The sequence below is a fragment of the Microlunatus phosphovorus NM-1 genome (assembly GCF_000270245.1).
Lineage (GTDB): Bacteria > Actinomycetota > Actinomycetes > Propionibacteriales > Propionibacteriaceae > Microlunatus > Microlunatus phosphovorus.
The window spans coordinates 1,599,416-1,620,354 of sequence record NC_015635.1; the positions used below are offsets into that span (position 1 = coordinate 1,599,416).

A 20,939-nucleotide genomic window follows, 5' to 3' on the forward strand; every position below is an offset into this window, starting at 1 on the left:
ACAGCACGTGGGAATCCTTGAGGGCAAGAACATCCTGGTGGCCGGTGTCACCCTCGACACCTCGATCGGGTTCCATGTGGCCCGGATCGCCCAGCAAGAGGGGGCGAACGTCATCGTCTCCAACTTCGGCCGGGCGATGAGCCTGACCGGGCGGGTGATCAAGAAGCTGGATCCGGTGCCGCCGCTGCTCGAGGTGGATGTCACCAACGAGGAGCATCTGGCGAGCCTGGCCGATCGGGTCGGTGAGCACGTCGACCACCTCGACGGCCTGGTGCACTCGCTGGCCTTCGCCAATCCGGCAACCGCACTCGGCGGCAAATTCCTCACCACTCCGTACGACGATGTCTCCACCGCCGTGCAGGTGTCGGCGTACTCGTTCAGCTCGCTCACGATGGCCGTCAAGCCGTTGCTGGCGAATCCCGCCTCGGTCGTCGGCCTGACCTTCGACGCCACGATCTCCTGGCCGGTGTACGACTGGATGGGCGTGGCCAAGGCGGCGTTGGAGAGCACCAGCCGCTATCTGGCGCGCTATCTGGGGCCGGACGGCGTACGGGTCAATCTGGTCGCGGCCGGGCCGCTGGAGACGTTGGCCAAGAAGGCGATCGGCGGCGCCAACGAGTTCAACGAGGTCTGGGAGCAGCGGGCGCCGATCGGCTGGAACGCCCGCGACATGGCGCCGACCGCCAAGGCCGTGGTCGCGCTGCTCAGCGACTGGTTCCCTGCCACCACCGGCGAGATCGTGCATGTCGACGGCGGCGTGCACGCGATGGGCGCCTGACCGCCATGGGCAAGGACCGGTCGTGAGCGCGGGCGACGGGTCGCTGGTCGAGGTTCGGCTGCTGGACGGTCCGAACCTCTATTTCCCGCGACCTGCGGCCAAGGTCACGCTCGACATCGGCCGGCTGCTCGATCTTGATTTGGACCGAGCGCGGGGATTCGCAGACGAGGTGGGATTGCCCCGGTCTCGCCCCGGGCCGGCGGGATCGGCCTTCCGGCAACGGTTCGTGGCACGGGCGATCGCCCATCTGGTCCGTCGGCTGGCGATCGCGGGCGGGGCGAAACGACTGGCCGTACGGTCTCGGCCGGGGACCTCGGTGAGCGAACTGGTGGTCGCCTATCCCTGGCGAAACTCTGCCCGGGCCGAGGTGTTGGCCGACGGGCTGGCGGCGGTGCTGGACGCCATCAGCGACCCCGAGGGCGCAGATGTCGGCGCAGTGCTGCAGCAGGCGGCCGACCAGCTGGCCGCGACGCGACCGGGTTCTGGACCGCGGCTGATCAAACCCACGATCCCGGTCGTGGCAGTGACCGGCACGAACGGCAAGACGACGACCTCGCGGATGCTGGGGTTCATTGCCCAGCGAACCGGGCTGTCCGTCGGCTGGTCGAGCACCGACGGCGTCTATCTCAACGGGGAGCTGGTAGAGGCCGGCGACTATTCCGGGCCGAGCGGCGCCGGACAGGTGCTGCGTCAGCCGGGTGTGCAGCTCGCGGTCACCGAGACCGCCCGCGGCGGCATCCTGCGCCGCGGCGTCGGTGTGGCCTGGAACGACGTCTCCGTGGTCACCAACATCAGCGCCGATCATCTCGGCATGGGCGGCATCGAGACGCTGGATCAGCTGGCCGAGGTGAAGGCGGTGATCACCAAGATCACCAAGCCGGACGGCTGGTGCGTGCTGAATGCCGACGATCCGCGGACCTTCGCGATGCGGCTGGGCACCAAGGCGCGAGTGTGGGTGTTCACCACCGATCCGAACTCGCCGGCTGCTCGGACGGTGCTCGACGCCGGCGGGCGCGTGAGCACCGTGATCGACGGCTGGGTGGCTGTGCTCCGATCCGGGTCCGACCCGCTGCCGGTGGTGGAGGTCGTCGATGTCCCGATGACCTTGGCCGGACTGAGCCGGGTCAACGTGGAGAACGTGCTGGCGGTCACCTCGGCGGCGCTGGCCATCGGGCTGACCGTCGACCAGGTGGCCGACGGGCTGCGAGCCTTCGATCCCGGTGTGAACAACCCCGGCCGGATGAACATCTGGACGGTGCCGCTCGGTGCCGGTGACGGCGGCGGCGGAGGGGAGATCTCGGTGGTGATCGACCTCGCCCACAACGAAGCCGGGTTGCAGGCCCTGATCGAGATCGCCCGGGGGATCAAACCTGCTTCTGGTCGGCTGCTGCTCGGGGTGGGGACCGCCGGCGACCGCGGCGACGACGTGTTCGTCACCGTGGGCGAGATTGCTGCCCTCGCCGGTGATGTGGTCGAGATCGCGCACAAGGACGAGTACCTGCGGGGTCGTCCGATGGTCGAGCTGGGTGCCCTGATCAAGGAGGGTGCCGCGCATGCCGGCGTGACCATCACCGCCGAGCACGCTGGCGAGCTTGCGGCGTTGGCGTCGTTGGTCGGCCAGGCACGACCCGGCGATGTGATCGCGATGATGACCCACCAGGATCGAGTCCAGGTCGACTCCTGGCTTGCCGAGCATGGCGGCCGGCGCGACTCCATTGCCGATCTGCGTACGAAGGTGCGTCGGGCGTCCGAGTAGTGCCTCCGCCACCCCATCGAGAAGTAGCGTGTGGTTCCGAAGAGTGCCGGATCGAAACCGCACGCTACTTCTCGTTGGCGTGGTGTGCTGGCTCGAGAGACGGAGTGACAGATCTCGAAGATGTCAGCGGAGGTCGTTCTGCCTCGACCAAGGCTGGTCGTCGTACGGCGGCAGGACTGCGGTGGGCTCGGTGGCTTGATCCGCCGGCTGATATGGCGCCGGGGCGTAGGCCCGGTATTGCGTTGGGGGCGCCGGATAGGGGGCCGGAAGTACCGCCGTGTTCAGGTAGACGACGGGACGCGGCTCGCTACTCGCTGACATCACTAGAGCCACGATCCAGCCCACCAGAGTCCACCCGAGCAGTACGTTGACAAGTGCAATAGCCAGGGTGTTGCTCTTGTTCCGAGTGGCCGCGATCGCCCAGGGCAGCATGTAGCCGGCCGTCAGCACGGCGACGATCCAGGCGATGACGATGTGCGTGGTCGAGGACTCATGCTGTCGGACGGAGATCTGGGTGTGGGCGCCGTACGAGCCGTAGGGCGCTGGGGACCCGTAGGGCGACGGGGAAGGCGGATAGCTCATCACAAACTCCTACACACACGCCTGGGGAATGCGATCAGGCGTCCTTACCACTCTAGAGGCAGATCCGTGCCGCGTAGAAATGAGCGGGCTCCCTCGTGATCGACAAGGACCTTGCGCACACCTCAGAACAGCGGCGGCTCGACGACCTCGGAGGGAACTGCCTCGGCCATGAAGTCAGGATCGGACACCGCGTTGGTGTTGGCGTGGTCGTCGCGGCGGGCACCGGGCTGGGCCTGCCGGCTGTAGCTCTCCAGCTCCGACATCACCGAGCCGTGCTGGTCGACGCAGATGACGATCAGGTCGCCCGGGTTGGACCGGGCGATGGCATGCCGGGTGGCCTCCAGCTCGTCCAGCACGATCTCGACCTGCTTGCAGCGCGCGCCCTCGGCCATGGCGTCGTGGACACCCTGGGCGATCAGATCGGCAACCTCTCCACGACGTCGACCGCGGAGGGCGTTGTCTTCGCGGACGATCACCACGTCGAAGTGCTGGGCGGCGACCTCGCCGAGCTCGCGCATGTCGGCATTGCGCCGGTCCCCGGCGGTGGCGATGACGCCGATCCGGCTCACCCGGCCCAGCTCGGAGGCCTTGTCCAAGGCCGCACCGGTCTTGTCCACGAAATCGCCGAGCATCATGAGCCCGGGGACGTTGTGGGCGTAGTCGACGACGACCGTACGACCTTCGACGATGACCTCGTTCAGCCGGCCGGGGGACAGGTAGTAGTTGGTCGAGAACGAGCGCAATCCCTGCCGGATGTCGTGCAAGGACGCGCCGGCGGCGAAGGCCGCAGCCGCAGCGGCCATCGCGTTCTGGACATTCATCATGGCCCGCCCTCCGAAGGTGGCCGGCAGCAGATGGGTCCAGGCCAGCTGCATCGAGCGGCGGCCCTCGACGACCTTGATCATGTCGCCGAGCTCACTGCGGTCGAGCATCACCGCCCGGCCGCCACGCCGGCAGTGATCCTCCACCGACTCACGGATCTCGGTGCCCGGCTCGGCCAGGGTGAACCACACGACCCGGCCGGAGCACCGACGGCGCATGGCTCGGACCAGCGGATCGTCGGCGTTCAGCACCGCGTAGCCGTTGCGGGGCACGGCCTCGGCGACGACAGCCTTCACGTCGGCCAGCTGTTCCACGGTCTCGATGCCGCGCAGACCCAGGTGATCTGGCTGGACATTGAGCACCACGCCGACGTCGTTGCGCTCATAACCCAGTCCCTCACGGAGGATGCCGCCGCGGGCGACCTCGAACACCGCCATGTCGACGCGCGGGTTCTGCAGCACCATCTTCGCCGAGCGCGGGCCCGACGCATCGGAACGGATCACCAGCCGCTCGTCGATCACCACGCCGTCCGTGGAGGTCATCCCTACCTTGCGCCCGATGCCCTTGAAGATATGGGCGATCATCCGGGAGGTGGTGGTCTTGCCGTTGGTCCCGGTGACGGCGATGATCGGGATCCGGCTGGGCGAGCCCGGCGGGAACAGCATGTCGATCACGGGCTTGGCGATGTACTGCGGGTCGCCGATCGTCGGATGGGTGTGCATCCGGAAACCGGGTGCGGCGTTGACCTCGCAGATCGCGCCGCCGGTCTCGCGGACCGGCTGGGTGATGTCGGGAGCGATGAAGTCGATGCCGGCGATGTCCAGCCCGATCACCCGGGCGGCTTCCTCGGCGATCTCGATGTTCTCCGGGTGCGCCTCCATCGTCCGGTCGATCGAGATGCCGCCGGTGGACATGTTGCCGGTCAGCGTGAGCTTGATCATCTCGCCCTGCGGCGGTACGTCGTCCATCGCGAAACCCTGCTGGGCGACGAGCTCGATCGCGGCCTCGTTCACCTTGATCTTGGTCAGCACCTTCTCGTGCCCGACGCCGCGGCGCGGGTCGGCGTTGGTCTGCTCGACCAGTCCGGCGACGGTCGAGGTCCCGTCACCGATCACGTGCGCTGGGACCCGTTCGGCGATCGCGGCGATCTTGCCGTCGATCACCAGGCAGCGATAGTCCTTGCCGGTCACGTATGTCTCGACGATCACCCAGCCGTTGCGGGACTCCTCGTACGCGACCTCGAAGCCGGCCCGGACGGCGTCGGCATCGGTCAGGTTCAAGATCACGCCGCGGCCGTGGTTGCCGTCCAGCGGCTTGACCACCACCGGATAGCCGATCCGCTCCGCCAGCCGGACGGCATCATCGACCCGGCGTACGGACTGCGACCGCGGCACCGGCAGACCGGCATTGCCCAGCAGGGTCAGCGTGAGCTCTTTGTTGCTGGCGATATCCACTGCCACCGAGGAGGTGTTGGACGTCATGGTCGCCCGGATCCGCTTCGCGTGGACACCCTGGCCGAGCTGGACGAGCGAGGACGTGTTCAGCCGGATGTAGGGGATGTCGCGGCTGACCGCCTCGTCGATGATCGCCTGGGTGGACGGCCCGAACGCCGCCCGCTCGCCGCGGATGATGAAGCGCTCGAACTCGGCATCGAAGTCGAACTCCGGGTCGTGCTCGACCAGATCGTTGACCAGCCGGACCGCCAGCTGGCCGGCCGCCAGGCCGACGGTCTCGTCGGAGTAGGCGTAGATCACGTTGTACTGACCGCGCACACCCTTGACGCCGCGGGTCTTGCCGCGCCGCATGTCGTGGCCGACGGCCTGCTGCAGCTGCAGTGCCACATGTTCGGCGACATGCCCGAGCCAGGTGCCCTCCTCCAACCGCTCGACGAACCCGCCGCGGTGGCCGCGGCTGCAGGTGTGGTTGCGCAGCCCCGGCAGTCGCTCCAACAGTCCCTCGGTGAACCCTGGGATGGTGTTGGTCGGGAAGTCCTCCAGCACGCCGAGATCGACCACCAGCTGGATCGCCGGCTCGTAGTGCCACACATTGGGGCCACGAAAGACCCGGCTGGACAAGATCTTCAACTCAGGACGACGCACAGCGGCGACAGTCTCACTCTCACTCACGAGAACTCCTGAAGGATTGGTGGTTCGGCGGTGGGGCTCCGTCGCTGATCTTTGCACCAAATCGGGGAGTGTGTCCTGTGCCGGTCAGCTCGGGCGAGTGCGGCGCAGATGCCGTGCGTAGTTGGTGGGGGAGACGCCCTCGGCGGCGATGTCCCGGGCCAGCCCGCGTAGGTCGGACTCGGCGGCGCGGACATCGGCCAGCTCGGCGTCGGGCAGCGGCTCGGCCTCCTCGACCAGCACCCGCCTGGACAGGTCGAACCGGCTGCCGGCCGGCAGCACATGGATCCTGGCGCCAGACACCAGCAGCGGCGCGGTCCGCTTGGCCGCGTACGCGTTGCTGACCAGGTGCGAACCATCGATGATCGTCACCGCGCCGCGGCCGACGACCTCCAGCTGGTCGCCGTGCCGGACCATCGCGGCGGTGTCCTCATCCACGCCGATCCCCAGTAGCGACGGCGACTGGGCCACCAGCGACAGCAGCCGACCGTACCGGTTGCGCTGCTCGAAGTGCTGGTCGATCACCACCCCGCGGAGCAGACCCAGGCCCACCGACAGCTGGCTCATCCGCTGCTTGGGGGTGGAGCCGCCGCTGCCGAAGGCGATCATGTGCTCGGCGACGATGCTGGCGCCGGCCGAGGTGCCGCCGACGGCCGCGCCGCGCTGGTAGGCGGCGTGGACGGCGTCGGCGAACGGGGTGCCGATGATGAAGTTGCTCAGCTTGAGCTGGTTGCCGCCGGTCATGAAGACGCCGGTTGCGTCATCCAGCAGGGCGACCAGTTCGGGGTCTCGGGCGTCGGCTCGACTCTCCGGCCGGGCCGAGACGACCGAGGCGGCACCGAGGGTGCTGAAGACCGCCTCGTACACCTCCACGACCTCCGGGCCGAGTGAGGAGGCGCTCGGTACGACGACGATCCGGGCCTGTGAGCCGCCGGCGGCGGCCAGGAACGCGCGCAGCACCGTGCGGCGTCGCAGCTTCGCCTCCGCTCCGCCGATCGCGAACAAGGTGCCCAGGGTGCCGCCCGGTCCGGCGGCGTGGCTGTCGAGCATGCCGGACAGGATAGGAGAGAAGGATCAGCACCGTGGGATCTGCTGCCAGTTGAGGGCGGCGATCAGCGCCTCTCCGGCGGCATCCCGTACCGCTTGGAGGGCCTGTCGGCGGCGGTCGGCCTCGTAGACCGACAGGGCGCTGCCGTCGTCGTCCAGGGCCGCCGAGCACGCGGTCCACAGTCTGGCAGCGCGATCGGCGGCCAGCCGTTGCCGTGGCGGGATGCCCGGGGCGAGCTCGATGGCGGTGTCCTTCGGCCTCGTGCCGCCGGCCACGTCCAGATCGGTCAACACTCGCGCCGCGGCCAGAACGGTCTCGCTCAGCTGGCGTTCAGCCTCGTACGAGGTCGGCAGCCCGGCGGGAGGCTCGGCGGGCAGCAGCATCCACTGCACGGCCGGACCCACCCGATGCGGTACGAGGGCCAATCCGCCGCCGCTGGCCACCACGGCCGCGCCGGCGGCCAGCGCCGACCGGGTCAGCTCGGCCGGTCCACGCAACGGCGCGAGCCGACCAGGGCTCGGCAGCGCCAGTAGCCAGGGCCGGCCGGGATGGTCGACCAGTCGGTCGAAGACTTCGGCCAGCGGTTCGGCCTGCCAGGGGTCGAGCCCGATCAGGTGGTTGGCGTCGATCACGTGATGGGCGACATCGCCGCCCTGCACGGCATACGGCGCCCGCTCGCGCAGACTCGGGTCGGTCGCGGCGGCGTTGAGATGGGTGACCAGGCGAACGGCGGCAGGCAACGTCACGAGGCGAAGCATAGGAGGGTGGCGTGACACGTCGCTCCTGCATGAAACGGCTCCCGGGCGAGAACGATAGGTTGGCTCGCATGGTGGCAGTGGTTGATCTGGCCGACGTGAGCATCGTCCGTGGGGGGTCGACCCTGCTCGATTCGGTGAGCCTGCGAATCGAGGAGTCAGATCGGTGGGTCGTGATCGGCCCGAACGGCGCTGGCAAGACCACCCTGCTGCAAGTGCTGGGCGCGCAGATCCACCCGACCGATGGCGTGGCCGGGCTGCTGGGCGAGGTGCTCGGTCTGGTCGACGTGTTCGAGCTGCGACCTCGGATCGGCATCACCTCGGCGGCTTTGGCGGAGCGGATCCCGCGCAGTGAGCGGGTGCACGACGTCGTGGTGTCCGCTTCGTATGCCGTGCTCGGCCGCTGGCGGGAGGACTACGACGAGCTCGATCACGAGCGCGCCGACGAGCTGTTGACTCAGCTCGGTATCGGTCAGTTCGCCGACCGGACGTTCGGCACCCTCAGCGAGGGTGAGCGCAAGCGGGTGCAGATCGCCCGGGCGCTGATGACCGATCCGGAGCTGCTGCTGCTCGACGAGCCCGCCGCGGGTCTCGACCTGGCCGGCCGGGAGGCCCTGGTCCGGACGCTCAGCGAGCTGTCGCAGGATCCGTACGCACCCGCCTCGGTGCTGGTCACCCACCATGTCGAGGAGATCCCGGTCGGTATCACCCACGCCCTGCTGTTGAAGAAGGGCAAGATCGTCGCGGCCGGGCCGGTGGAAGAGACACTGACCGCCGATAACCTGTCCGCCACCTTCGACCTGCCGCTCGCGCTGACGCGGACGGACGGTCGTTGGGCAGCGCGCGCGGTCGCCTGATCGGGCACGCCCGACCGGGACACCTCTGATCGGACCACATTGATCAGATCAATTGCCGCTGTCTGGCACGATGGATGGAAAGGCGGCGCGACATGGAGATCAACTTGACCGACTGGCTGGGCGAGCACATCTGGGTCATCTGGCTCAGTGTTGCTGCGCTGCTCGCGGTCGCCGAGATCTTGTCCCTCGACCTGGTGCTGATCATGCTCGCGGCCGGCGCGCTGGCGGGTGCCGGGGTGGCGCTGATCGCTCCGGACCTGTGGTGGCTGCAGCTGCTGGTCGCGGCAGGGGTGTCGATTGGCAGCCTGGCGTTGCTCCGGCCCACCCTGCTCGACAAGGTACGCCGGATGCCCGGCTACCGGTCGTCCACCGACACCATGGTCGGCAGCACCGGCACTGCGGTGTCGCAGATCAGCTATGACGGCGGGGAGATCAAGGTCGCCGGCCTGAGCTGGTCGGCTCGTACGATGACGCCAGGCCAGGTCATCGACAAGGGTGACGAGGTGGAGGTCTACGAGATCGACGGTGCGATCGCCGTCGTCTATCCCAAGCACGGCGAGCTGCCCTGAGCACTCGCCGGCTGATATGCACAGCAAACCGATTGGGTGAGTGAGATGGATCTGGCAGTACTGATCGTGATCGTGGCGGTCGCCGTGGCCGTGGCGCTGTTCCTGGGCGCGACGATCAAGGTGATACGCCAGCAGCAGATCGGCGTGGTCGAGCGGCTGGGCAAATTCCACCGCATCCTCGAGCCCGGACCGCACCTGGTGGTGCCGGTGCTGGATCGGGTCCGCTACACCCTCGACATGCGCGAGGCCGTGGTGCCCTTCCCGCCGCAGGGCGTGATCACCGAGGACAACCTGATGGTGAACATCGACTCGGTGATCTACTACCAGATCCTGGATGCCCGGCGGGCGGCGTACGAGGCACAGAACTACATCCAGGCCATCGAGCAGCTGACCATGACCACGCTGCGCAACATCATCGGCGGACTGGATCTGGAGCAGACCCTGACCAGCCGCGAGGAGATCAACCAGAAGCTGCGGGTGGTGCTGGACGAGGCCACCGGCAAGTGGGGCATCAAGGTCAACCGGGTCGAGCTGCGTACGGTCGAGCCGCCGGCCACCATCCGGGATGCGATGGAGAAGGGCGCCCGGGCCGAGCGGGACAAGCGAGCCGCGATCCTGATCGCCGAAGGCCAGCGGCAGTCCCAGATCCTGGCGGCCGGCGGTGAGAAGGAATCGGCCATCCTGCGAGCCCAGGGTGATCGCGAGGCGGCGGTGCTGCGGGCCCAGGCGGACCGGCAGTCGCAGATGCTGCGCGCCGAGGGCGAGGCCCAGGCCATCACGACGGTCTTCAATGCCATCCATGCCGGTGAGCCGGACCAGGCGTTGCTGGCCTATCAGTACATGCAGATGCTTCCCAGCATCGCCCGGGGCGACGCCAACAAGGTCTGGATCGTGCCGAGCGAGATCGGCAAGGCGCTGGAGGGTCTGGGCGGCGCGGTCGGCTCGCTCACCGGTTCGATGTCCGGCGGTGTGCAGGGCATCGACCAGGCAGCGACGGTCGACAGGTCCAAGTTCGCGGCACCGGAGCCGGTCGATGTGCAGGCCGAGATCACCGAGCAGGCCGAAGCAGACGCCAAGGAGTCTGCGCGGCTGATGCAGCAGGCGATCGCGGAGGCGCAGGAGCTGGAGCGTGCTGGACGACCGAGGCCGGCGTCGCTTCGACTGCCAGGGGAGGGCGAGCAGCGCGGCATCGGCACCGGTCAGCCGGAGCCGGCGGCCTGGCCTGAGCCGGAGGCCCAGCCTCAGCCGGAGGGCCAGCAGCTGCAGTGAGCTGGTGGGAGCTGCTGCTCGTCGCATTGGCGGGCGGCGGTGCCGGGCTGATCAACGCCGTCGTGGGCACCGGTACCTTGATCACTTTTCCCACGTTGTTGGCGTTCGGTGTGCCACCGGTGCTCGCCAACGTGTCCAACAGCATCGGCCTGGCCCCCGGCTCGTTGTCGGCGGCGCTGGCCAGCAGACCGGATCTCGCCGGACAGCGACCGCGGGTGCTCCGCTACGGACTTGCGTCGCTGCTCGGCAGCATCGTCGGCGCCCTGCTGCTGCTCTGGCTGCCGCCGTCAGCGTTCAAGGCGATCGTGCCGGTGCTGATCGGTCTCGGCTGCGTGCTGGTGATCATCGGACCTTGGCTGACACGGCAGATCGCCGCCCGTCGGGAGCGACTCGGTGCCGGTGACGTGTCGGCGGTCGGGCCGGCCTGGCTGTTCCCCGCGATTGTCTTCACCGGCATGTACGGCGGCTATTTCGGCGCCGCCCAGGGCGTGCTGGTGATGGCCATCATGGGCGTCGCGCTGGCCGAGAGCATGGCCCGGATCAACGGGCTCAAGAACGTGCTGGTGATGATCGCCAACGCGGTCGCCGGGGTCGTCTTCGTGATCATCTCCGAGGTCGACTGGTCCATCGTGCTGGCCCTGGCCATCGGCTCGGTCCTGGGCGCGCAGGTCGGGGCACGGATCGGTCGCAAGCTGCCGCCGGTCGTCTATCGGGTGGTCATCGTGACTGTTGGCGTGCTCGCGATCGTCTCTTTGGTGCGCTGAGCCGTGAACCTGGTGCGGCGGTGAGCTGTAAAACCGGCCCTCGCCCAGCTTGACCGCGGCGACCAGGACGAAGCTCAGGCTCACCAGCAACGCCCACGAGCCCCACTTGCCGACGTGCACCAGCTGCCAGAAGTCGGCTTGATCCGGATACTGCCAGGCGCCGAGCCAGGTGGCTCCGTTCTCCGCGACCCACAGGAAGAACCCGATCAGCACGAACGACAGACTGAGCGGCATCGCATACCGTTGCTGGCCCACGGTGAAGCCAACCCGACTCCGCCACAGCACGATGACGAAGCCGATCGCGATCAGGACCCGCAGGTCCGGCAGCCAGTGGTGACTGAAGAAGTTCGCGTACGCCGCCGCCGCCAGGATCACGGCGGGCAGCCAGGGAAAGCGGTTCACGCGCAGGTCGAAGCGCCGGAATGCCTGGCAGATGTAGGAGCCGACCGCCGCGTACATGAAGCCGGAGTAGAGCGGCACTCCGGCAATCTTGGTCCAGGCGTCCTCGGGATAGGACCAGGAACCGACCCGCACTTTGAACAGTTCCAGTGCAAGTCCCAGGGCGTGGAAGGCCACGATCACGGCGACCTCGCGAGCCGTCTCCAGGCGGAGCACGAAGAACACCGCCGTGATCAGGATTCCGTACGCCAGCAGCGCGTCGTAGCGCGGAATGGGCAAGGGAACGGATCTGCTCACCGCCAGCCCGAGGAAGATGGCGATCGCGAACAGACAGCACTGGGTCTCGATCCAGCCGAAGCGGACCAGTTGAGCGACGGCTGCCCGCATCAGTCCGAGGTTGCTAGGACTGGCTGATCGTCAGGTCGAGCACCTCGACGCCGGGCAGGGTCGGGATGTCCTCGCCGGCGATGGCGAGCTTGCTGCGTCGTAGCCCGCTGCCGATCACCAGCCAGGGCTGGGCGATCACCCGGGTGTCGACCAGAATCGGCCAGGACCGGGGGAGCCCGACCGGGGTGATGCCGCCGTATTCCATCTGGGTCTGGGACACTGCGTCGTCCATCGGGGCGAAGGAGATCTTGCGAACGTCGAGGTGCTTGCGGACGGTCTTGTTCACATCGGCTCGATCGGTTGCCAACACGAGGCAGGCGGCGGTGCTGCTGGACTCGCCACGCCGCCCGGCGACCACGACACAGTTGGCCGAAGCATCCAGACCGATCTCGTACGCGGCACAGAACGCGGCCGTGTCCGCCAGCGAAGGGTCGATCTCTGCCACATAGAGGCGGGCCCGCAGGTCGGCAGGGACGTTGCTGACCGCGGCCGTCACGGGTTCGGCGAGGAGATCGGCGCGTTCGGCGGCCGGCTGCCAAGTCAGCGTGCCGAGTGTTGGGGTGCCGAGGATTGGGGTGGTCACCCATCGAGGCTAAGGCAGAAGTGGGGCTATATCGGGCTGGGTGGGGTTGAGTCAGGTTGCTAGAGCAGGTTGGTCAGCACCCAGGCACAGCTTGCCGCCCAGCCCAGGCTGGCCAACGTGCCGATGATGAACCGCTCGCTGGCGCCGCTGCCGGCGCTGGATGCCGTCCGGAGTTCGGGATAGCGAGCCAATCCCTTGATCGCCACGATCACTGCCAGGCCCTCGGGCCAGCCGGCGATCAGGGCGCCGAGCACCGCCAGGCGCTCCAGGGCGCCGATCCACGCGCCACCGCGGAGCACGTCACGCTGCACCCGGGCGCTGCTGCCGGTGGTGTCGCCGGCGAGGGCCAAGATGATCGTCGTGAGGGCACCGCCGCCCAGCACGGTGACAGCGATGCCGAGTGCGCCGGCCACCCAGCGCCAGGATTCATCGAGCCGGCCCGAGACGGCTGACAAGACCGCACATGCGCCGATCAGCACGACCATCGCGGTCAGGACGGCAATGCGCACCGACCGGCTCGTGCGCGGCGCAGCCGCGGGTCCGCGTCCGGCCGGCAACCAGATCCACAGGCTCAGCACGGACAGCGCCAGCCAGAGGGCGAGCAGGGCAATGGCCGAACCCGTCATGGGGCGATCCCGCCGGTCGTGATCTGCTCGGTCCGGGCCAACAGGCGGGCAGCCACGGGCCGCGATCGAGCGTCCAACGCCCACTGAGCAGCCTGGAGTCGCTGGTTGACTGCTTGCCGGCTGATGCCGAGCTCGGTGCCGATAGCGGCCTGCGTCAGGCCCGCATCGGCCAGCTCCGCCGCTGCCCAGCCGGCATCACTGCGCCGGGCTCGGAGCGTCAGCAGCAGCTCCAGCAGCACCTCCGCGTCAACGCCTTCCTCCGCTGCCGGGGGCGTGGCGACCAGCTGGAGGTGGTTGCTGCGCTCCTTGGCTTCTTCGACAGCTTGTCGGGCCGCGAGGAAGGCCGGCCCTCGGGCCGCCCGGAGATCATCAGGGACGGGTTCCTCGACCGGCCCGATGCCGATGCCCACGTGCCAACTGCCTTCTCGCATGAGCATCAGGATGGCATCGACCACTGACATCGGGTCGGCGACGAAAAGCGCCTGGAACTCGTCACCAACCGTCCTCGTCGTCTTCGCGTGTGGGAACCGGGTCGCCATCGCGGTGATCGCAGCCGGCACGGCGTCGCGTCGCTGTCGAGACGAGATCTGGTCGACAGTCATCACGTACGGCATCTGTCAAGACTATAAGCTTGCTGATAGCTAGAGCAAGGTTATGAACTTGACGAAAGTGTTTAGGAGTCGGCTCGGGGAACTGCCGATGCTGCCTCTGATCTCGACCTGATCCTCGCCATCGACGATGACGACTTCGACGAGTTCGTCGATGGTTGGAGCCACTGGTTCGAGAACGTCGTGCCTATGCTCATCGCGAAAGAGATCCCTGGTTCGCGACTCATCGCCTACGCGATGACCGAGGACTTCTGCCGTATCGACGTAGTCATCGAGGCTGTCGGTCACCTCCCGGAGTCCCCACATCGGAGGCGCACTGTCGTGCTCGATCGTGACGGCCTCGATGCGGAGGTGCCTCCCGTGCGGGTCGGCCCGGGACCCAACGCCGGGCGCATCACGGCGATCATCACCGAGTTCTGGAGACAACAGGCGATCCTCCCGATGATGCTCGACGTTCGCCGCGACCTGCTGGGTGCGCTGTAGGGCGTACAGCAGGCGCGGCAAATGCTCTACGACGTCTTCGTGGAGTCGAATCAGCCCCTGCCGGCTACAGGCGTCAAGCTCGTGAGTGCGAAGCTGAGCTCCGAGCAGCTTGCGATCATGCTCCGACTGTCACCAGTGGGTGCTGACCGGGAGCTCCTGGTCGCTGCAGACGCGGCGATTCGCGCAGCCATGGACACTGCCGGCCGAGCTGCGGCTGTCCGCGTCGGTGCGGACTACCCCGATCATCTCGCTGAAGTGGTGAACCGCGAACTCGAACGACACTCGCTCTGAGTGGGGTCGCTTCCTGCCGTAGACGTTCCCGCGGGAACGTTTCGGAATCGCAGTCCCGACCGAAATGAAGGTGTACGCGGGTCGATGCCCGTTCGGTTCATCAGGTGACGACGCCGCTTCACGATGACGAGCTGGACACCAGTCCACGGGTCGTTCACGCGCCGCTACGCCGGCCTGGGCAGCGTGGTGGGTCGCTGTCCGCACTTGATGACCAGGTCCGGTGGTAGCTCGATCGTGCAGGAATCCCAACCAGCCTGTCGAGACTGCGGTCAGAGCTGGGCGATCGCGCGGCTGAGGAACTCGTCTCGGCGGGCGGCACTTTCCGGACCGTTGTACTCGGTGCTGGTGTTCAACGCGGCGGTGGCATCCCAGTAGGAGATGTCGAGCGCCCGGGTGTCAGTGGCTCGTTCCCAGCCCTCGAGCACGAATCTCGGGGCATCCTGGCCGTAGACGATCGCCACCTGCTTTCTGAGCTCGCCGAGATCCACGCCCGGGCTCCCGACGCCAGCAAGCTTCCAGTCGATCAGGCCACGGACGCTCTTCCCCGCCACCACGGTGTTGCCAGGCCAGAGATCCCCATGAACGAACACGTCCGACACGGCAGTCGGCACTGGTTCGGCTCGAAGCCGTTCATCGGCGTGAGTGAGCAGTGGTGTGGTCGGCATCCGTCCGAGTCGGCGTTCAGTGGCGAAGTCATCGATCACAATCGGGCGAGGCCGAAAAGGAAGGACAGGACTTGGCTTCATCCTGATCGCGTGGACTCGGGCCATGGCCGCGCCAGCAGCTCGCAGCAGCTCGGCCGAGCATTCGACCGGCCACCCGGTGCCTGGCACGACAGTCTCCAAGGTCGCCGGTGCGCCGACTGATTGACCGGTGAGGTCAGCGCCCAACAGGCGAGGAGCCGGTAGGTCGTACTGCTCGGCAATGGCAAGCGCGGCCGCATTCGTGGCGATCATTTCGGGATTGATCCGGCTGCTCAGCGACCGGAACACCACGGTGACCGCCGATCCGCCACTGGTCATGAGGTCGATCCACCAGGGGCTCTCACCGCCGTGCAGTGAGCGCGCCGCCATCACCTTTGCGCCACTGCCGATCTGCGCGACGATCCAGCCGTACGCGTGCTCAGGCACCCCGAATCTGCTCCGATCAGTAGTCCCGCACTGGACGACTATCAGCCAACGGCGGGTAGACGTCAAGACAGGCCGACTCGGTTGCTCTGGCCGTAGCCACGTACGAGTCCTCCGCAGGTTGGCTCGGCCTGATCGGGGATGCTGGGCCCATGACTTCCGGCATTGAGGAGATCGCGTTGCGGCTCTCTCGGGAGCTTTCGTCATCACGCGTGCTCGTGGCGATCGACGGCCCGGACGGAAGCGGAAAGACGACCTTCGCCCATCGGCTCGCCAGGCAGTTCGACCGGCGTCCGACGATCGTCGTACACGTCGATGACTTCCTGAACCCTTCCAAGTTGCGGTATGCGCGGGGACGTTCGTCGCCGGAGGGTTTCTGGCTGGACTCCTACAACTACGACGCTCTTCGCACTCACGTCCTCGACCCGCTCAGTTGCGAAGGCGTGGCTTGGTATCGGCCGTCTTGCTATGACTCAGCAAACGACACCGAGCATCTGGTTGATCCGGTGCTGGCTCCGTCAGACGCCGTTGTTCTCGTCGAGGGGCTCTTCCTTCACCGTGACGAACTCGTCCGTCGATGGGATGCCTCGGTCTTCCTCGATGTGCCCTTTGCCGAGACCGCGCGCAGGATGGCGATTCGCGACGGCTCGCACTCGGACCCTGACCATGCCTCGATGCGTCGCTATGTCGGCGGCCAGCGGATCTACTACGCAGCCGCCCGACCATGGGAACGCGCGACGCTGGTTGTCGACAACACCAGCAACGTGCCACGCGTCATCGATCCGTGCCAGGTGAGCGCGATGCTCGGCTGATCTCCGATTCGGCGTGAGCCCTGATGGATCTCGTCCAGATGTGATTTGAGACACACAAGTCGTGCGTGACTGACTGCGATTGTGCTGGGGTTGTGTCGTGAGTACCGAACCGAACGTCCCAGCACTTCCCGCTGATCTTGGTCTCCGATTGGGGATGGATGCTCTGGCCAACCAGCGGCTACAGCAACTGCCATCACCGATAGATCCACGCCTAGTCGATGATTTCGCGGCACGTGATCTGATGGAGTTCTGCTCCATCGCACCGGAGGACCAAGTGGCCATGCTGGAGGCGCGCCCCGACCCTGACCGCGATCCTGACTGGTGGTCTCTCTTGAGCGGCTGTGTCGCTGAACTGCGGGCGCGGATGGACAAGCCGCTGCCCTCGGGCGGATATGTGGCTTGGCCATTGATTCCCGGTCAGGCTGGGCCGGTGGGCATGTTCGTCTACGTCTGGGCCTTGCTCGCTGTCGTTCCGAACCTCCTCGATGTCCATCAGCGTCGTGGCATTCCTGAGGCGGTCACCCGCGACACAGTCGCTGCCCTTGGCCTGGTGATGACCGCGCATGCTGAGTCGTGCGGCATTCGAGGAGTCGGCTTGTTTCCGCTGTGGGGACCGCCGCAACGAATGTGTGGGGTTGACCTCACCATTGGACGGCACGATTTCACCCGGGCCGAGATCGGTTTCGGTGATGGCGTTGCCGGATATGCGCTACAAGTCCACATTCCGCCGAGCGGGCGGCTGGATGAAGCAGAATCGATCACCTCGATCTCTCAGGTCCTCGAGTTCTTTGCCAAGCACTATCCCGATCACCCGGTCTCGGCGCTGGTGTGCAAGTCATGGATCCTCGACCCTCAGCTCGGCGGCTACCTCTCGCCCGAGTCCAATCTGCTCCGGTTTCAACGCCGATTCCGGCTTCTACCACACGTTCCGCTCGATGATGTAAGTGAGGGAGATCGGGAGATGATGCGTTTGGGATTACAGCTTCAGGTGCCGGCCGATGGTCCCCTTACCGAGGATGATCTGCGCCGGGTGCCTGCCGATACCACCCTGCATCGGGCGTTCGTGTCCCACTTGCGCAGTGGGGGTCATTGGCACAAGCGGACCGGCATTGTCTGGCTGGATCGATGACAGCAGATGCCGCGCGTGTGGCCCTGAGCGCCTGGGCCTCGATCGTTGGTGACGACCCCGTCATCACCGCGATGCCGAACGTGACGAATCCAGTATGGCGGATCGAGGTCTGCGATCAGCCGGCATTGGTGCTGAAGCAACTGCCGGAGTATCCGGCGGGAGTTGAGCCGGTGGTCGAATACCGAGTGTTGTCCCACCTACAAGGTTCAGGTGTCTCCGTTGCGCTGCCGATCGTTACCGACACCGGACAGATCGTTGCCAGTATCGGCGATCTGGCCTGGTCACTGTTGCCGCACCTGCCGCATCAGACCGAGAACCACGAGCTCGGACCCGATGCTGGCGAGACGACTTTCCTGATCGGTGCTGCTATTGGGCACCTCAGCCAAGCATTGGCGGACTACCCGTACGGCGTAGCGTCATTCGTTGATGATCCCGTCAAAGTGCTTGACGAGGCGCTGCCGCAACTTCCCGACGAGGTGATTAGGCTCGCGCGACCGTACGCTGGACGGCTGGTCGAGGTATGCGGGGGTCTCCCGATTCAGTTGACCCACGGTGACTGCAATGACGGTAATGTGCTGATTAACTCCAAGGGGCGGGTCAGCTTCATCGACATTGATCATTTGCCCGTTGGCCCGCGAGTCCGCGATCTTGCCTACTATCTGACGAGTCGACTACGGCGGCACCTGGGCAGTCCGCAGACAGCCATGCTCACCACCTGTGCCCTGATCACTGCAGTCCCGAGTTACGTAGCCGGCTATCGGCGCGTTCAACAGCTCAGCGAGCAGGAAATCGCCGCGATCGTCCCGCTGATGCTCGTCGCGGAGATCGGCGGAGCTCACTGGTCACTCTACGGTTGGGAGCCCAACCTTGCGAACTATCGGCGGAGCAAGGCATCCATCGAGTGGCTCATCGCTCGGCTAGATGAACTGACGGTTTCGATCCAGGCCCGGCAGTAACGCCTGCAGCACCAAGCTCGAAGAGTCCTCGCGAGGGCGCCGAGTGTCACGAGAAGGAGTTTTTGCACCGATTTCTTGCGGTCTGAGGTGTCAAATCTCCTTCTCGGTGCTCCGGCTAGCAACACAGATGTGCGTGTAGGTGGTGACGGCTATGTGTGACCTCGGGGCGGCGGATCGTGCCCGTGTGAGAGTCGGTCAGCGGCAAGCGACCCGGTCTGCCTCGTCCATCAGAGCAGTTCCGACTCCCGCCCGGCGGTAGCTGTGCAGCACGTTGAAGTCGGCGATCTCTGGGATGTGGGCGGCGGCGAAGGGCGGATATGACGACCTCGGCTCGATCAGCAGGTAACCCGCAACCTGCGAATCGACGGTCGCGACAAGCATGTCGAGCACTCCCTCGGCAGCGCGCCGAGCATAGGTCTTGAACAGCTGGTGCGGCTTCGGCCAGCTCGCGAACGCGCTGGAAAGTGGGTCGACATCGTCAGCACGAAATGTCCTGATGACCAGATGCACAACCGAACTATCCGGGTGAGGACGGTGAGCTGGAACCCCTCGATTGTCGTGCCCCGGGTCCAGATCGGGCAGCATGTGCGAGTGGACTCGAATGTGCCGAGCTCGTGGATAGCGGTCGACGACCCCAACGACGTACGACTGGCCGACTACGTACGGCTACGCGAGACCTCGTTGCGGCGCCACCTCGAGTCCGAGCACGGACTGTTCATCGCCGAGGGGGAGAAGGTCATCCGGCGGGCGGTCGAGAGTGGCTTTCGGCCGCGGTCCTTTCTGCTGGCGGAGCGGTGGCTGGCTGGGCTGACTGATGTGCTGCGGCGCTGGCCGGACGTACCGGTCTATGTCGTGAGCGAGGAAGTGGCGGAGGAGGTCACGGGATTCCACGTGCACCGAGGAGCACTCGCCTCGTTGCATCGAGAGATCCGGCCCACCGTGGGTGAGCTGTTGGCCAACCGCGAGCAGCTAGGCGCCCCATCCCGGTCGCGGGTCGCGGTGTTGGAAGATCTTGTCGACCATGCGAATGTCGGCGCCGCGTTTCGGAATGCGGCGGCTCTCGGTGTGGACTTCGTGCTGCTGTCGCCACGATGTGCCGATCCGCTCTATCGGCGCGCGGTGAAGGTGTCGATGGGTGCCGTACTCCAGATCCCATGGGCGCGCGTGAAGAACTGGCCAGTGGGCTTGGCCGAACTCCGGCACCACGGCTATGTCATCGCGGGCATGACGTTGGCGGAGGATTCGATCACTCTCGACGAGTTGGTTGCTCGGGATCACCCGATGCTGGCTTTGGCATTCGGTACCGAGGGTCACGGTCTGACGGCTCGCACGGCTGCTGTGGTCGATGTTCGAGTGCGGATTCCGATGGCAGGAGGCATCGACTCGCTGAATGTCGCCGCATCCTCGGCGGTGGCGTTCTACGCAACTCGGTAGCGAGTGGCGTATGCGGGAGTCGACCTCCGTCTCCGCGGTCGACTCATATGGTCGTCCATATAGGGAGTGGCGCATCATGGCAATGACCAGCGTCGACCTGGACCCTGAGCTGATTGAGCGACCTGCAGAACGAGTACGTCGCGCCGTCGGAGTGACGTTCAGACGTCCGACGAACGCTCAGTCGTCCGAGTCGTCCGAGTCGTCTTCGTCGGGCAGCCGGGGTGACACGGGCCAGTCGTCGGGATAGAGGTCCGCGAGTTCTTCGTGCTGGCGATAGAGCTTCTTGCGAGAGCGGGCGGGCAGCCGATCACCGAAGACGGTGCCATTCAGATGGTCGGTCTCGTGTTGCAGACAGCGGGCCAGCAGACCGGTGCCGATCACCTCGACCTCGTCACCGTACGCATCGACGCCCCGGCAGATTGCATTGTCGGGTCGGGCCAGTGCCTCGTATGCGCCCGGCAAAGAGAGACAGCCCTCATCGGCTTTGTCCAGGTGGCGGTCCTTGCCCTCCGGCAACGTGACCACCGGGTTGCAGACCACACCGACATGCCGCTGGTGGTCGGCATCGGGGCAGTCGTAGACGAAGATCGCCAGGTCGATGCCCACCTGGGTCGCGGCCAAACCGACTCCCTCGGCTGCGGCCATCGTGGCGAACATGTCCTTGACGAGCTGATGAAGCTGGTTGTCGAAGGACGTGACAGGGCGAGTCTTCGCGTGCATCACCGGCGTACCCCACCGAGTGATCGGCAGCACGCTACCGCCGGTACGGAGATCGGACATG

General features: G+C 66.5%; 22 protein-coding genes and 1 pseudogene. 11 read left to right on the plus strand and 12 right to left on the minus strand.

Annotated features, from left to right (window positions below):
- The first annotated feature begins 7 nt into the window (after window positions 1-7).
- Together fabI and MLP_RS07180 are read left to right on the plus strand one after the other, a co-directional pair.
- The gene (gene fabI / locus MLP_RS07175; RefSeq protein WP_013862370.1) at window positions 8-778 is read left to right on the plus strand and encodes an enoyl-ACP reductase FabI; all 771 of its coding nucleotides are present in this window, start codon (window positions 8-10) and stop codon (window positions 776-778) included.
- A 22-nt stretch (window positions 779-800) separates the two neighbouring features.
- Complete coding sequence (locus tag MLP_RS07180) at window positions 801-2,534, plus strand: Mur ligase family protein (RefSeq protein ID WP_041789819.1); 1,734 nt, start codon at window positions 801-803, stop codon at window positions 2,532-2,534.
- Between the two features lie 123 nt (window positions 2,535-2,657).
- On the opposite strand, the gene MLP_RS27025 is transcribed toward MLP_RS07180, so the two are convergent.
- The 4 genes from MLP_RS27025 to MLP_RS07200 all read right to left on the minus strand — a co-directional run bounded on the left by MLP_RS27025 (window position 2,658) and on the right by MLP_RS07200 (window position 7,855).
- Entirely contained in the window at window positions 2,658-3,116 is a 459-nt protein-coding gene (locus tag MLP_RS27025) for a superinfection immunity protein (protein WP_013862372.1), read from the minus strand.
- A 122-nt stretch (window positions 3,117-3,238) separates the two neighbouring features.
- A complete protein-coding gene (gene cphA, locus MLP_RS07190; protein WP_013862373.1) occupies window positions 3,239-6,064 on the minus strand; it encodes a cyanophycin synthetase in 2,826 nt (941 codons plus the stop codon).
- 84 nt (window positions 6,065-6,148) lie between these two features.
- Window positions 6,149-7,111 (minus strand): cyanophycinase, encoded by a 963-nt coding sequence (locus MLP_RS07195; protein WP_013862374.1) that lies wholly within the window; start codon window positions 7,109-7,111, stop codon window positions 6,149-6,151.
- A 24-nt stretch (window positions 7,112-7,135) separates the two neighbouring features.
- Window positions 7,136-7,855, minus strand: coding sequence for a hypothetical protein (locus MLP_RS07200; protein WP_013862375.1), 720 nt, complete (start codon window positions 7,853-7,855; stop codon window positions 7,136-7,138).
- A gap of 80 nt (window positions 7,856-7,935) precedes the next feature.
- On the opposite strand from MLP_RS07200, the gene MLP_RS07205 reads away from it, so the two are divergent.
- The 4 genes from MLP_RS07205 to MLP_RS07220 all read left to right on the plus strand — a co-directional run bounded on the left by MLP_RS07205 (window position 7,936) and on the right by MLP_RS07220 (window position 11,323).
- Window positions 7,936-8,721 (plus strand): ABC transporter ATP-binding protein, encoded by a 786-nt coding sequence (locus tag MLP_RS07205; protein ID WP_013862376.1) that lies wholly within the window; start codon window positions 7,936-7,938, stop codon window positions 8,719-8,721.
- A gap of 92 nt (window positions 8,722-8,813) precedes the next feature.
- Window positions 8,814-9,290: an NfeD family protein gene (locus tag MLP_RS07210; protein ID WP_041789820.1), complete on the plus strand. Its 477-nt coding sequence runs from the start codon at window positions 8,814-8,816 to the stop codon at window positions 9,288-9,290.
- Window positions 9,291-9,341: 51 nt separating this feature from the next.
- Entirely contained in the window at window positions 9,342-10,559 is a 1,218-nt protein-coding gene (locus MLP_RS07215; protein WP_331442782.1) for an SPFH domain-containing protein, read from the plus strand.
- Window positions 10,556-11,323: a sulfite exporter TauE/SafE family protein gene (locus MLP_RS07220; RefSeq protein WP_013862379.1), complete on the plus strand. Its 768-nt coding sequence runs from the start codon at window positions 10,556-10,558 to the stop codon at window positions 11,321-11,323. Before MLP_RS07215 ends, MLP_RS07220 begins: the two co-directional genes overlap by 4 nt.
- Before the next feature lie 129 nt (window positions 11,324-11,452).
- Here MLP_RS07220 and MLP_RS27315 read toward each other — a convergent pair.
- The 5 genes and pseudogenes from MLP_RS27315 to MLP_RS27905 all read right to left on the minus strand — a co-directional run.
- Window positions 11,453-12,109 (minus strand): annotated as a pseudogene (locus MLP_RS27315) (DUF817 domain-containing protein); the annotation flags it as partial.
- A 13-nt stretch (window positions 12,110-12,122) separates the two neighbouring features.
- Entirely contained in the window at window positions 12,123-12,692 is a 570-nt protein-coding gene (locus MLP_RS07225) for a YbaK/EbsC family protein (protein WP_013862381.1), read from the minus strand.
- A 59-nt stretch (window positions 12,693-12,751) separates the two neighbouring features.
- On the minus strand, window positions 12,752-13,318 hold the full coding sequence (locus MLP_RS07230) for a hypothetical protein (RefSeq protein WP_013862382.1): 567 nt from the start codon (window positions 13,316-13,318) through the stop codon (window positions 12,752-12,754).
- Entirely contained in the window at window positions 13,315-13,932 is a 618-nt protein-coding gene (locus tag MLP_RS07235) for a SatD family protein (RefSeq protein ID WP_013862383.1), read from the minus strand. The genes MLP_RS07230 and MLP_RS07235 overlap by 4 nt, the downstream gene beginning before the upstream one ends.
- A 27-nt stretch (window positions 13,933-13,959) precedes the next feature.
- Entirely contained in the window at window positions 13,960-14,352 is a 393-nt protein-coding gene (locus MLP_RS27905; RefSeq protein WP_156821070.1) for a hypothetical protein, read from the minus strand.
- Window positions 14,353-14,490: 138 nt separating this feature from the next.
- Between MLP_RS27905 and MLP_RS07245 the strand changes: the two genes are divergently transcribed.
- Window positions 14,491-14,700: a hypothetical protein gene (locus MLP_RS07245; protein WP_156821071.1), complete on the plus strand. Its 210-nt coding sequence runs from the start codon at window positions 14,491-14,493 to the stop codon at window positions 14,698-14,700.
- A 269-nt stretch (window positions 14,701-14,969) separates the two neighbouring features.
- Here the strand turns inward: MLP_RS07245 and MLP_RS07250 are convergent, their stop codons facing one another.
- On the minus strand, window positions 14,970-15,830 hold the full coding sequence (locus tag MLP_RS07250; RefSeq protein WP_013862387.1) for a phosphotransferase family protein: 861 nt from the start codon (window positions 15,828-15,830) through the stop codon (window positions 14,970-14,972).
- Window positions 15,831-15,979: 149 nt separating this feature from the next.
- Here MLP_RS07250 and MLP_RS07255 point away from each other — a divergent pair, with 149 nt between their 5' ends.
- The 3 genes from MLP_RS07255 (at window position 15,980) to MLP_RS07265 (ending at window position 18,724) form a co-directional block, all read left to right on the plus strand.
- Window positions 15,980-16,639, plus strand: coding sequence for a nucleoside/nucleotide kinase family protein (locus MLP_RS07255; protein WP_013862388.1), 660 nt, complete (start codon window positions 15,980-15,982; stop codon window positions 16,637-16,639).
- A gap of 154 nt (window positions 16,640-16,793) precedes the next feature.
- Window positions 16,794-17,768, plus strand: a complete 975-nt coding sequence (locus MLP_RS07260; protein WP_156821072.1) for an acyltransferase domain-containing protein — start codon at window positions 16,794-16,796, stop codon at window positions 17,766-17,768.
- Window positions 17,765-18,724 carry a phosphotransferase enzyme family protein gene (locus MLP_RS07265; RefSeq protein WP_156821073.1) on the plus strand — a complete coding sequence of 320 codons (960 nt, stop codon included), beginning with the start codon at window positions 17,765-17,767 and terminating at the stop codon, window positions 18,722-18,724. The genes MLP_RS07260 and MLP_RS07265 overlap by 4 nt, the downstream gene beginning before the upstream one ends.
- Window positions 18,725-18,919: 195 nt before the next feature.
- Here the strand turns inward: MLP_RS07265 and MLP_RS07270 are convergent, their stop codons facing one another.
- Window positions 18,920-19,234: a GNAT family N-acetyltransferase gene (locus tag MLP_RS07270; RefSeq protein ID WP_013862391.1), complete on the minus strand. Its 315-nt coding sequence runs from the start codon at window positions 19,232-19,234 to the stop codon at window positions 18,920-18,922.
- A 75-nt stretch (window positions 19,235-19,309) separates the two neighbouring features.
- Here MLP_RS07270 and MLP_RS07275 point away from each other — a divergent pair, with 75 nt between their 5' ends.
- Window positions 19,310-20,158, plus strand: a complete 849-nt coding sequence (locus MLP_RS07275; RefSeq protein WP_013862392.1) for a TrmH family RNA methyltransferase — start codon at window positions 19,310-19,312, stop codon at window positions 20,156-20,158.
- 177 nt (window positions 20,159-20,335) lie between these two features.
- Here MLP_RS07275 and def read toward each other — a convergent pair whose 3' ends face one another.
- Window positions 20,336-20,938, minus strand: coding sequence for a peptide deformylase (gene def / locus MLP_RS07280; protein ID WP_041789827.1), 603 nt, complete (start codon window positions 20,936-20,938; stop codon window positions 20,336-20,338).
- Between the last annotated feature and the right edge of the window lies 1 nt (window position 20,939).